Source organism: uncultured Aquimarina sp., assembly GCF_947495315.1.
In the GTDB taxonomy this organism is placed as follows: Bacteria; Bacteroidota; Bacteroidia; order Flavobacteriales; family Flavobacteriaceae; genus Aquimarina.
In genome coordinates, this window is record NZ_CANLYD010000022.1 from 1 (window position 1) to 12,578 (window position 12,578).

The 12,578-nt window shown below is 32.7% G+C and carries 13 protein-coding genes; 5 read left to right on the forward strand and 8 right to left on the reverse strand.

Going from position 1 to position 12,578, the window contains the following annotated elements; all coding sequences use genetic code 11:
* The coding region (locus Q0910_RS26105; RefSeq protein WP_299223199.1) for a GIY-YIG nuclease family protein at positions 1-181 on the forward strand (181 nt) is incomplete at its 5' end.
* A 220-nt stretch (positions 182-401) separates the two neighbouring features.
* Here Q0910_RS26105 and Q0910_RS26110 read toward each other — a convergent pair.
* Entirely contained in the window at positions 402-608 is a 207-nt protein-coding gene (locus Q0910_RS26110) for a hypothetical protein (RefSeq protein WP_299223201.1), read from the reverse strand.
* A 255-nt stretch (positions 609-863) separates the two neighbouring features.
* On the opposite strand from Q0910_RS26110, the gene Q0910_RS26115 reads away from it, so the two are divergent.
* Together Q0910_RS26115 and Q0910_RS26120 are read left to right on the forward strand one after the other, a co-directional pair.
* The gene (locus Q0910_RS26115; RefSeq protein ID WP_299223203.1) at positions 864-1,847 is read left to right on the forward strand and encodes a hypothetical protein; all 984 of its coding nucleotides are present in this window, start codon (positions 864-866) and stop codon (positions 1,845-1,847) included.
* The gene (locus Q0910_RS26120) at positions 1,844-2,818 is read left to right on the forward strand and encodes a glycogen-binding domain-containing protein (RefSeq protein WP_299223205.1); all 975 of its coding nucleotides are present in this window, start codon (positions 1,844-1,846) and stop codon (positions 2,816-2,818) included. Before Q0910_RS26115 ends, Q0910_RS26120 begins: the two co-directional genes overlap by 4 nt.
* Positions 2,819-2,906: 88 nt before the next feature.
* Here Q0910_RS26120 and Q0910_RS26125 read toward each other — a convergent pair whose 3' ends face one another.
* Positions 2,907-3,383 carry a hypothetical protein gene (locus Q0910_RS26125; protein WP_299223207.1) on the reverse strand — a complete coding sequence of 159 codons (477 nt, stop codon included), beginning with the start codon at positions 3,381-3,383 and terminating at the stop codon, positions 2,907-2,909.
* Positions 3,384-3,440: 57 nt separating this feature from the next.
* Positions 3,441-4,811 carry a histidine--tRNA ligase gene (gene hisS / locus Q0910_RS26130; RefSeq protein WP_299223209.1) on the reverse strand — a complete coding sequence of 457 codons (1,371 nt, stop codon included), beginning with the start codon at positions 4,809-4,811 and terminating at the stop codon, positions 3,441-3,443.
* A gap of 217 nt (positions 4,812-5,028) precedes the next feature.
* Here hisS and Q0910_RS26135 point away from each other — a divergent pair, with 217 nt between their 5' ends.
* Entirely contained in the window at positions 5,029-6,270 is a 1,242-nt protein-coding gene (locus Q0910_RS26135) for an ABC transporter permease (protein WP_299223211.1), read from the forward strand.
* 257 nt (positions 6,271-6,527) lie between these two features.
* Here Q0910_RS26135 and Q0910_RS26140 read toward each other — a convergent pair whose 3' ends face one another.
* From Q0910_RS26140 to rpsF, 5 genes are all read right to left on the reverse strand, one after another.
* The gene (locus tag Q0910_RS26140; RefSeq protein ID WP_299223213.1) at positions 6,528-7,010 is read right to left on the reverse strand and encodes a DUF6495 family protein; all 483 of its coding nucleotides are present in this window, start codon (positions 7,008-7,010) and stop codon (positions 6,528-6,530) included.
* 187 nt (positions 7,011-7,197) lie between these two features.
* Entirely contained in the window at positions 7,198-10,416 is a 3,219-nt protein-coding gene (locus Q0910_RS26145) for a TonB-dependent receptor (RefSeq protein WP_299223215.1), read from the reverse strand.
* A gap of 111 nt (positions 10,417-10,527) precedes the next feature.
* Positions 10,528-10,980, reverse strand: coding sequence for a 50S ribosomal protein L9 (gene rplI / locus Q0910_RS26150; RefSeq protein WP_299223218.1), 453 nt, complete (start codon positions 10,978-10,980; stop codon positions 10,528-10,530).
* A 16-nt stretch (positions 10,981-10,996) separates the two neighbouring features.
* The gene (gene rpsR / locus Q0910_RS26155; protein WP_189457518.1) at positions 10,997-11,296 is read right to left on the reverse strand and encodes a 30S ribosomal protein S18; all 300 of its coding nucleotides are present in this window, start codon (positions 11,294-11,296) and stop codon (positions 10,997-10,999) included.
* Positions 11,296-11,634 carry a 30S ribosomal protein S6 gene (gene rpsF, locus Q0910_RS26160; RefSeq protein WP_118463382.1) on the reverse strand — a complete coding sequence of 113 codons (339 nt, stop codon included), beginning with the start codon at positions 11,632-11,634 and terminating at the stop codon, positions 11,296-11,298. Before rpsF ends, rpsR begins: the two co-directional genes overlap by 1 nt.
* Positions 11,635-11,794: 160 nt before the next feature.
* Here rpsF and Q0910_RS26165 point away from each other — a divergent pair, with 160 nt between their 5' ends.
* Positions 11,795-12,508: a LytTR family DNA-binding domain-containing protein gene (locus tag Q0910_RS26165; protein WP_118455195.1), complete on the forward strand. Its 714-nt coding sequence runs from the start codon at positions 11,795-11,797 to the stop codon at positions 12,506-12,508.
* Positions 12,509-12,578: the final 70 nt, after the last annotated feature.

A 12,578-nucleotide genomic window follows, 5' to 3' on the forward strand; every position in this document is an offset into this window, starting at 1 on the left:
ATTATATTCTGAAAAGTATGACAAAAGTTATACAGGATACACTTCTGATTTAATAAGTCGTTTCAGATCTCATAATCAATTAGCTACAAAAGGATTTACAATACGGTATAGACCTTGGAAAGTTGTCTACATAGAGTTTCTTGAAACTAAAAAAGAAGCTTTGATTAGAGAAAAGTTTTGAAATCTGGTAAAGGAAGAGAATGGGTCAAAGATAAATTGATCAAATAGCGAAAGGATTCATATCCGCCTAAAGCGGACGGGACGTGCCCCCCTCTCGCTAAACTAATTCGTTAAAATCCTTATTTTTAAGGGCTTTTTTTTGTTTTTATGAAATAACTCTAAAACTAAAAAAAATCGAGATCAAGTCTCGATTTTTAAATTAACTTAAAATACAAGAAGCTTCATCCACTACCTCTCACATCAACAACTTTTTGAAGACCTGATTTACTTAGCGCCTGAGGTTCTTTAATTTCCTTTTTACCATCTAATTGAGTTTCCAGTCTCTCCAACTCTACCGTTTCTTCATTAATATTGGTTGACTCACAACTAATTAATGACGTTCCGAAAACTGCAAATAGTAGTAATACTATAAATTTTCTTGTTTCCATAATTAAAATAAATATTAATAATAAATCCTTTTCTACGATAATAGAACAAAAGACTGACTATTCTCCCACCCGAAATGGGTGGTTTTTATTTTAATAGATCAAAAAAAACTTTTATCTATACAGAATAAAGTTTCATTAAGTAGACTTTGAATTCATAAAACATCATTTTCAAATCACCTTCAATATGTTATTAAATTCGGATATTTTTAACTAAAACTAGTGTAACGATACTATATAATTTTGCGTCTATATTATATGGGAAAACTTTTGTGGGGGATATTATTTTTTAGTTTATCTGTTGTCAAAGTTGATGCAAACAATAATAATGATATCATTTTTGAAAAAAACAACAAGATAACTTTTCCAACTGCGGAGGTTCTTAATGAGTTTACCACTAGAATTCCCTTTAAATTAATTGATCACTTGATTGTTATAGAAGCAGCGTTATTGAATAAAAAAGGAAACTTCATTATTGATACTGGTTCTAAAACTTTAATTCTAAATAAAATTCATTTCCCTTCTAAATATTCTCACCGTAAAAAAAGAAAAGAAACTTCTGGAGTTCTTGATATTATCGAAGATACCGATACAAGAAAATTAAAAGAATTCATATTACAAAATTTTAATCTTAAGAATAAAGATTCTGATATAATAGATTTATCGCATATTGAAAAAGCAAAAAAAATGAACTTATTGGGAATTATAGGCTACAGTATTTTAAGGGATTATGAAGTTTTTATTGACATGCATCTTCATCAAATCACCCTTACCAAAGTTGATAAATTTGGTAATACTCTAGATAAAAAAGTTTATGCAGAAAAATTTACTGACACCATAAGTTTTAAACTTAAAAAGCACACCATTGTCTTAGACACCTATATTAATAAACAAAAATTAAAGTTTGGATTAGATAGTGCCGCTGAGTATAACCAAATTAACAAAAACAGCAGCAAAAAGGCACTAAAATATTTCTTTCCATCTAAAAGAATAATCTTAACGGGAGCTAGTAAAAATACAATTGAGGTTATGGCAGGAAAATTGTACCGTGTTAGGTTAAGTGAAACAACATATTGTGGGCCGATGATTACACTTCTAACAAATCTGACAAAAATGAGCGAGGCATTCGGGACTCAATTAGATGGCATTTTGGGTTATGAATTTTTAAGACAAAAAAGAACAATCATAAATTATCAAAAAGAAAAGCTTTACTTTGTTGATTATCCTATTATAATACATTGAAAAAAATAACATTATATATTATTTATTCCTTATTTGCTTTTACTAGTATATCAGTATACACTCAAAATGAGTACAAAAAAGTAAAAGGATACCGAATTGATGGCGATGAACTTGTATTTACTTTCGACAAGAGAGATTATGATAGGGTAACATCTGACTCCCAAGGAAGTATTCACGACTTTCAGGATCTAGACATAAAAAATGTAGTTGTTTCTGGTAAATTTAATAATTGGTCAAAAAAACAATGGAGAATGACCAAAATTGATGATAATATATATGAGCTCAGAAAAAATATCCAAGATTTTTCTGACGAACTCTCATGGGAATTTAAGTTTGTTGTTAACAACACCTATTGGGCCGAACCATCAAAAAAAGATCTAAATATAACGCAAGCCAGAAAAAATGGACAGCCTCTAAATGTATATAATTTAAAAATGTATACCGCAGCTTATCCTGATCATCAAGGTAACATGACCTTTAACTTACCTGGGCATACAGAAGCTGATAAAGTTATTTTAAGTGGAAGTTTCAACAAATGGAATGAACACATTTATGAAATGAATAAAACCGAAGATGGTTGGGTGCTAACATTGCAAATAAAACCGGGAGAATATCAATATAAGTTTATTGTAGATGGCGAATGGATGGAAGATCCTATCAACCCTAATAAGGTAGTGAATGAATATCAAGGCTACAATTCCATAATAAATATTAAGAAGCAAATAAACTTTGTTCTTAATGGATATTTAAATGCAGATAAAGTAATATTATCCGGTTCCTTTAATAACTGGTCGGAGAATGATTATGTTATGGAAAAAACAACCGATGGATGGAAATACACGATATTTCTTTCCGCCGGAAAACATCATTATAAATTTATTGTAAATGACGCATGGGTCTTAGATCCGTCAAACTCGGTTATAGAATATGATTATAATGGTAATATTAATTCAGTTTGTATGGTAAAATAAACCTATAATTTAATGATTCATACTATATAAAAAAACCACCTTAAAAAATAAGATGGTTCTCTAATAAAAAAAATATATTATTATAGATTTACATCTGTCGACTCAAAGCATCGATCTGTTTTGTTTTTTCCTGCATATATTTACTCATTTTCTCAATTTCTCCGGCAGGTAATGTAGATATTAATTTTCTATATTGCTTAGTTAAATCACTACTAGATTTGCTCAATTTTAGGAAAGCGTCCATATCCGCTTTGGATTCGACCGCTTTTTTGTATTTAGCAACATATGTTTCATAGTCTCTAACATATTTTCTAGCAGCAGTACTATTAAAAGAAGGCGCACCAGCTGGAACTTCTATAACGTTTGTTTTCGGCTTCTTTTTTGTTGTTTTCTTTTTCTTTTTCTTTTTTACCACTGGCTTCTTTTCCTCAACAACCTCTACTACATCTGTTGAGTCTGCAACCTCTTCTACAACTTCTACTTTATCAGATTTAGGGTCTTTTTTACAAGATACCACAGATACTAGCAAGAGACATAACAATGAACTCAATAAGATATTTTTCATAATTCTAATTTTAGGGTAGTTAAATAGTGTTTATTTTTAGTCTGGCAATTACATTATCTATTGTAAAAGTACTTTTAATTCTTTTAAATTCATTGCTTCCTGAGTACCTGTTTCCATATTTTTAACCGTAAAGCTATTGTTTTCCACTTCTGAAGCACCTGCAAGAATCACGAAAGGAACAGCTCTTTTATTAGCATATTTCATCTGCTTATTCATTTTTGCACTATCAGGATATAGTTCTGCAATCGTTCCATTACTCCTAAGTTGTTGTATAGCTTTTAAGCAATACAACGCTTCGGTTTCTCCAAAATTAATAAATAATGCTTTTGTAGATGGAGCTACTGTTTCTGGAAACAATCCTAATTCTTCTAACACAAGATATATTCTATCTAATCCAAAAGAAATGCCAACACCACTCACATCTTTTAATCCGAAAATTCCGGTAAGATCATCATAACGTCCACCACCTCCAATAGATCCCATCTTCACTCTTTCTGGAGCAGAAACTTCAAAAATCGCGCCAGTATAATAATTTAAACCTCTGGCTAATGTTACATCTAAATCAAGAGAAGTTTTATCTAAAGGAATTTCGTTAATCGTATCTATAATGAATTCTAACTCCTCCACTCCTTTCATTCCTTCTTCAGAAGAAGCCAACAATTCTTTTAGTTTATTTATTTTTTCAGAAGTAGTTCCGTTAAAATTAAAAAGTGGTTTTACTTTGTCAATTGCTGATTCAGAAATTCCTTTGGCTAACATTTCTTTTTTAACTCCATCTTCACCTATTTTATCGAGCTTATCCAGAGCAACAGTAAAATCAATCAATTTATCACTAGCACCAATCACTTCTGCAATACCAGAAAGAATTTTACGGTTATTCATTTTAATGGTAACCCCATCCAATCCTAATGTACTGAATACTTTATCATACAACTGTATGAAATCAACTTCTTGCCATAAAGACTTGCTACCTACTACATCAGCATCACATTGATAAAACTCTCTAAACCTACCTTTTTGCGGACGATCTGCGCGCCATACAGGTTGTATTTGATATCGTTTAAACGGAAAATCTATTTCATTTTGATGCTGTACTACATACCGAGCAAAAGGAACGGTTAAATCATAGCGAAGTGCTTTTTCACTAATCTTAGAAATCATCTTTGCACTTTCTTTATTAGCATACAAAGCATCATCAACTTTACTAAGATAATCTCCACTATTAAGTATCTTAAAAATCAATCGATCTCCTTCTTCTCCATACTTACCCATTAAGGTATCACTATTCTCGAAACTTGGAGTTTCTATAGGATGAAAACCAAATAACTGAAATTGTTCTTTGATTGTATTCATTATATAACTCCTCTTTGCTACTTCTATCGGAGAAAAATCTCGTGTTCCTTTTGGTATGGATGGTTTTTGTGCCATGTATGTTTTTTCTATATATTTTGCAAGATAGAGGTTGTTTTATTCCTATCTGCACCAATAATTATCATTTCTTAAAGGATGTAAATATCTAAAAAAGCTTTAAAATTTTACACGAAAACCATAAAGAGTTTTACTTATATTTAGAAAATTTACTTTTTTGAGTAACTTTAAGCTCGTTTTGTAGTCTTATACTGCAAATGATACTAATTCACCCACTATGTTTTCACTTTTTCGAGAGAATATCCGTATCGCATTAGATTCTATAAAAGGACAGCTTTTGCGTACGATTCTTACCGTTTTGATTATAGCCATTGGTATTACTGCCTTAGTTGGTATCCTAACATTTCTGGGTGCCTTGGAAAATACCATTACCGGTGATTTTGCCTCTATGGGTTCTAACACGTTTAACATTCAACGTTATGAGTTTACCACAAGGCGCGGCGGAAGCGGCGAAAGAGAGAAAATAAATCCTATTATTAGTTATCGTAATGTAAAACAGTTTAAAGAAAAGTTTCAATATCCATTTTCTAAAACTTCCGTATCCTTTACAGGAACTCGAAATGCCGAAGTTAAATTCGAAAATGAAAAGACGGATCCCGAAGCATCTGTAGTAGGTGTAAACGAAAACTATCTAGAGAATACAGGAACTGAAGTTGAGTTTGGAAGAAGTTTTACCTTTTTTGATATAGAGAATAACAATAACGTATGTTTAATTGGACCGGATTTCAAAAAGAACATTTTTAAAGACACCGATCCTATCAACAAAACTATCAGCATTAGAGGCGTTAAGTTTAAAGTTATTGGTATCTTAGAAAGCAAAGGAGCTACCTTTAGAGATAATCAAGATCTTAAAGTACTAATCCCACTGCAAGTTGCACGGTCTATTTACACTTTACCCAGTATAAATTACAATATCAGTGTAAAAGTTGATGATAAGCAATTCTTAGAAGGCGCACAAGACGAAGCAATTATAACCTTCAGAAAGATAAGAGGCTTAAGTCCTGTAGAAGAAAATGACTTTGGTTTAGAACGAAGCGAAGATCTTATTAACCGTATTTCGAGTATAACAGGATATCTATATTGGGCTGCATGGATTATAAGCATCATTACCATTTTTGGATCCTCCATAGCTTTGATGAATATTATGTTGGTTTCTGTTACTGAGCGAACCCGAGAAATTGGTGTACGCAAAGCACTTGGAGCCAAAAAGAACACCATATCGAGTCAATTCTTTATGGAAACTGTAATTATAGGTCAAATTGGTGGCGTAGTTGGTATTATACTTGGTATCACCATTGGAGCTATCATAGTAGCTGTTTCTGGTTTTGAATTTAGCATCCCGTGGTTAGCTATTTTTGCAGCCGTAGTTACCTCTTTTTTGACTGCCGTGGTTTCTGGATCATATCCAGCCGTAAAAGCCGCCAGACAAGACCCTATAGAGTCATTGAGGTATGAATAGTGAATAGTGAATAGTGAATAGTGAATAGTGAATAGTGAATAGTGAATAGTGAATAGTGAATAGTGAATAGTGAAATTAAGAACATAATTTTAAAGCTACCAATAACTTACATTAATGATCTTTTCAGAAAGATAATTTCAAAACGAAATATGATAAGCTTATCTAAATAAAATACAGACTTATACTCTTTCAATAGCCATATCCTATCTAACAAAGGTTTAAAACAATTGCTTACTAAAACTAAAAAATAAAGAATACTAGTTGTTTTTATTCTCTACAAGTTTTTCAAAATACTGATACAATTCCCCTTTAGTAATATTGGCTCCTTGCAAAATAAGCTTAAACTTATCCAAATTAGGATCTTCACTATAATCCTTATTAGCATTATAAAAAGCCACCTGATCATCTAATAGGTTATTTCTTAACCAATCATACCCTTCTTGCGTAGTAATATCTATATCAGGAACATTTACTTTTATAGCTATTAGATTCATTTCGGTTTCTCCCAAATAAAAAAGATGTATTTGATCTTTAGAAAAGTGTTCTAAAAACTGAGCACTACTTAATACTCCTTCCCAAACTAAATCACTAAAGACGTCTAGCTCTTCTTCTGCTACTTCAGGTTTGTTTTCTTTAATCTCACTCCACTCGTCTGCTGTAATAGATTGTGTAGCTAAAAAATTGATAAATTCCTGGTGTAATTCTTCTAATTGTTCTTTGGTAAGCCTTTGATATTTCATCTTTTCTGGTAAAATTGGCTGCAAAAATAAGCATAAATCAATAATCGTTATATAAGTATATTAAGTATGTTTAAAAAACTATTATCTTTTTTGCCGAAAACTCTCAAAAACAAAACTCTCTATGAGGGAAAAATCCGTTCCTAATAAATTAAGAACGGATTTTTTAAATCTGTATAAATCTAGTTATTTAGTTAAAGATGTATCGAAGCCCAACCTGTGCTTGCCATCTGGAATTTAAACTAAAATCATTCGTAAATGTACTTGTTTGAGAAGTATCAAAAGAATACGTAGGTGTATTAGTAGCATCTACGGTAACACCAATAGGCTGATCATTTACAGGAATCTCGATCACTCCCCAATCAGAATTCAACAAGTTTCCAAAATTCAGAACATCTATACTTAATTGTATCGTATTTGTCTTATCGCCGATTTGGAAATTATAATCCTGTAATAACTTTACATCCCATCTTCCTCTCCAAGGACTAAGAATCGCATACTTTTCTGCGTAATTTCCTCTGCGTTCTCTAAGATATTCATCTTGTTGGATAAATGCCTCAAAAGCCACCCTTTGATTTTCTTGTTCTATAGCTCCTCCACTAAAATTATAAGTAGCCAACTCTGCTGCAGTAGGAATATAAATTAAATCATTTAACACAGAACCATCATTATTAATATCTCCCGAATACGTATATGAGAATCTTCCTCCTTGAGCATATTCATAAAAAGCTCCTAATGAAGTTCTCCATTGTTTATTTTTCCCGTAACTAAAAGATTTATTGATCTGCCCTACTATTCGATGCTTATCACCATATCTGGATGCAGTACTTACCGCTTGATTGACATTACCTAAAGCAGGGTTTCTATCATACGCATCACTAGAAATTTCAGCATCTAGTGAGCTTGCGTCTTCAGCTTCTAAGAAATTATAAGCAATACTGGCAAATAATCCGTTTTTAAAATTCTTTTGCAGCTTAAATGACCAGTTAAACGAATATCCTACGTTGGTATTTGTAAATACATATGCATTCGTTGTACCGCCAAATTCATTTACCGCCCTATCAGATGGCAAGTAAATTGGTCTACCATCTGCTCCGCTTAGTGTTCCCGAAGGTGTCGCCAATCCATAGTTTCTAACCATTTGCGCATTGATATCTTCGGTATAAATAATATCTGTAGAAGCGATCAATCCATTTTTAAATTTATAATCGACTCCTAAGCTATTTCTAAACACCTGTGGAAATTGAAAATCCGGTGACGAAGTAGTATAAAAAAAGAAATTAGGATTCGCTACCTGATTCCCGATCCAAACAAAAGGAAGACGTCCCGTAAAAATACCAGTACCACCTCTTATTTGTATTGTTTTATCTCCTTTTACATCATAATTAAAGCCTAGTCTTGGAGAAATCAATAACTTTTTCGATGGTAAATCCAAACTATTCAGATTTGTTGGAGTTCCATTTTCATCAAAATAAGTGATTCCAGGTTGATAATTACCATCAGGAAATGTTCCGCCAGCAGCTCTTTCTATATTTTCTGCAATTTTATCTCTTGTATCAAAAAATAACGGCTGATCTACTCTAATACCATAGGTTAGCGTAAATTTATCGCTCATTCGCCATTTATCTTGAGCATAGAATGCTAATTGTCCAACATTCGTTTCGGCTAATGCCCAATTATCTGTAGCACTATTAGTGTCAAAAACGTTTTGAGCATTGATTAGCGCTGCTTCGATAGTACCATTATTAATTGCATCTTCAAAGCTAGTTCCGGGACTAGAAGGATCTATCCTTACACTTGCAAAAGCATCAAAAAATGTACTAACAGGCCCCAAACCTGCTCCTGGATCTCCTCCAAAATCGTAAACTCCAAGGTTAAAAGAGTTATCAAACTCAAATCGTTCAAAACTTCCTCCCAAGGTAATCGTATGCTTACCTGTTACAATATTAAGATTATTAGTTACCTGATACACTTTCTGCTCTAATCTATTATTAATAGAAAAAGGTTCGTGTCCTGCAACTATATATCGTACACCATCCTGCTGAATATTAATTGGCGGTGCAGGTGCAGAAAAGGGATCTCTACTATCATCAAAAAATGTATATCCAGCTTGAAATTTATTTGATATATTTCCTCTAAAATTAGAATTCAATTCTACCAAAAATGAACTGATCTTATTATTGATTCTATACCCCGAATTTCTAAATTGCAAGGTTGTAAAATCCGGCCCTCTTCTTCCTATTGCTTCAGGGTTTGCAGGTAGATCACGTGAAGCGTCTAGAAAATTATAAATCAGTGCCAGTCGATGATTGTTACTGATATTCCAATCTAGTTTTAAAATACCTTTTGTAGATTCTGTGTTATGCGTATAACCTTCATAAACTCCTGTTTCATATCCTAATAAACTAAGTTGTTGCGAAACATAATCCAAATCATCAGCTGAAACACGAGATACATTAGCTCCTGTTAATCCAGGTCTTGCTGCTACGAAATTAGAACCTAAATCCTCACGATCATCTATTTCGAAATTTCCAAAAACAAATAGTTTGTTTTTTATTATTGGACCACCAACACTTAATCCATATTGCGCTTGAGTCAAATCAGGAACAATAATATCATCATCACCTACCTTATCCCCAGTTAGATCCTGATTACGATAAAAACCATATACAGTGCCTTTCCATTCATTGGTACCACTTTTAGTAACCGCATTAACAGACGCGCCTGTAAATCCTGCTTGAGTTACATCATAAGGCGCTGTTGATACTTGAATTTGATCAATTGCATCCAATGAAATAGGCTGAGCATTAGTCTGACCACCAGGAGTTGCAGCATCCAAACCAAAAGGATTATTAAAAATAGATCCATCTAAACTGAAGTTGTTAAACTGATCATTTCTTCCACCAAAGGATCCATTGCTGGACGCTGTTGGTTCTAAACGATAAAAATCCGCTGCAGAGCGTGTTATTGTGGGTAACGATTTTAATTCTCTATTACCAATACTCGTTTCTGCTCCTGTTCTTTCACTACTAAAGGTAGCGTTCTTACTGGTGGTGATTACAACTTCCTCTAGCTGATTATCATCCTCTATCATAACGACATCTATATTATAGGTTTGCCCTAACTGAAGAAAAACCTCGTCATATACTTTTTTCTTAAAACCTACATAACTAATAGTTACTCGATATGGTCCACCGACTCTTAAATTAATAAGATCAAAACGACCATCAAAATTAGTAGTTCCTCCATACGTCGTTCCTGTTGGAGAGTGTACTGCCATAATGTTTGCTCCAGGCAATAATTGGTTTGCATTATCATATACTAAACCAGAAATGTTAGATGTTGTTACCTGAGCTTCAATTGTTATTGCCAATAATGCAAAAACCAGAGTGATTAGCGTTTTTTTCATTGATTGATATTTTTGTGTGAGTTACAATGAAAATAAACAAAAAAACCGCTCAAATGAGCGGTTTTCTATATTCTTATAAACCAGTTATTAACTGATTATCAGATCTTCAAATTATTTGGCTTGAGCTACAATCTCAAAAGCAACTGGAGCAATTACTGCTCTGTGCAAACGAACAGATGCTTCATACTGACCTAAGCGTTTGATAGTTCCACCAGGTACAGTAATAAACTTCTTTTCTAGCTCTACACCTTGTTTTGCTAAAGCTTCAGCAACATCAGCGTTAGAAACAGAACCGAATAATTTATCTCCAGATCCTACCTTAGCAGCTATCTTGATTTCGAATCCAGTTATTTTCTTAGCTATTTTCTCAGCGTCTTCGATTTCCTTCTTCTCCTTAAAAGCACGTTGTTTTAACGTTTCTTGTAATACTTTTTTAGCAGATGGAGTTGCCAATACAGCTAAACCTCCAGGAATCAAAAAGTTACGTCCATAACCGTTCTTCACCTCTACTACATCGTCTGCGAATCCTAGATTCTCAACGTCTTTCTTTAATATAAGTTCCATAATGTTATGACTAATTTTATTTTAATAAATCACCAACGTATGGCATTAATGCTAAATGTCTAGCTCTTTTTACAGCAACACTTACTTTACGTTGATATTTTAAAGAAGTTCCTGTAAGACGACGAGGTAATAACTTACCTTGCTCGTTTACGAAAGCCATTAAGAAATCTGGATCTTTATAATCGATATACTTGATTCCTGATTTTTTAAAACGACAATACTTCTTCGTTTTTGTAGTATCTATATTTAATGGAGTAAGATATCTAATCTCTCCATCTTTTTTTCCTTTAGCTTGTTGTTCTATAGATGACATAATTAAGCTTTTTGTTTGTTTCTATTTCTTCTCTTTTCAGCCCAAGCAATTGCATACTTGTCTAAACGAACGGTAAGATAACGCATTATTCTTTCGTCTCTTCTGAACTCAACCTCTACAGTGTTGATAGCTTCTCCTGGTACAGTGTACTCAAACATGTGGTAAAAACCACTTTTCTTGTGCTGGATTGCGTAAGCAAGCTTCTTTAGCCCCCAGTCTTCTTTTGATATCATCTTGGCACCGTTAGAAACAAGAATGTCTTCGTATTTCTTAACTGTTTCCTTTATCTGCTCTTCAGATAAAACGGGATTCAAGATGAAAACAGTTTCATAATGATTCATAAAAAATCTATTTTTAATTAAATTGGCTGCAAAAGTAACACTATTTTTTTGATTTTCAAACTAAAAAGCACTTCGACGAAACACATCTTTTATCGATAAAAAGCGTAAAATGTTTGTGGAAATAATATATATTCATTAATATTGTATAGAATATTAACCTATGCAAGTGGAACAATCTCAATTAAAATGTGCAGTAGTGGACGATTCCCGTCTGCAAAGACTGGCTATTGTTAAATTAATAGATGAACATTCATCACTAGAACTAGTGGCTGAGTGGAACAATGCTATTGAGACAAAAAACGGATTATTAGATACTCCGGTGGATTTATTATTTTTAGATATTGAAATGCCAATCCTTACGGGATTTGATCTTTTGGACGATCTGGAAAATAAACCTCATATCATTTTTGTTACCGGAAAAACTAAATATGCTTTTAAAGCTTTTGACTATGATGCTATCGATTACTTAAGAAAACCTCTTAAAAAGGATCGATTTAATGCTGCAGTGGAAAAAGCGTTAAGTATGTCTCGTCTAAATTCGGAACAAGCCTCTCTAGAAGATGATGATTATATTTTTGTAAAAAGTAATCTCAAAAAACGTAAAATATTTTTAAGCCAATTAAAGTATGTTGAAGCTTTAGGTGATTACGTGAAATTAATAATGGAAGATGGCGATCCAATAGTAGTATTGGCGACAATGAAATCTTTTGAAGCAGAGCTTCCAAGTGATCGTTTTCTCAGAATTCACAAATCCTATATTGTAAATCTCGATAAAGTAGAACGTTATAACAGTCGTAATATCGAAATTGCCGATGAGAAGATTCCTTTAAGTAGGCATAAAAAGCATTCTTTAATAGAAGCTTTAAGCGGATAAAAAATTACTATTGATATATTAAAAATCCTACTTTTTTTCTGAAGTGGGATTTTTTGTTTTTAATACAATT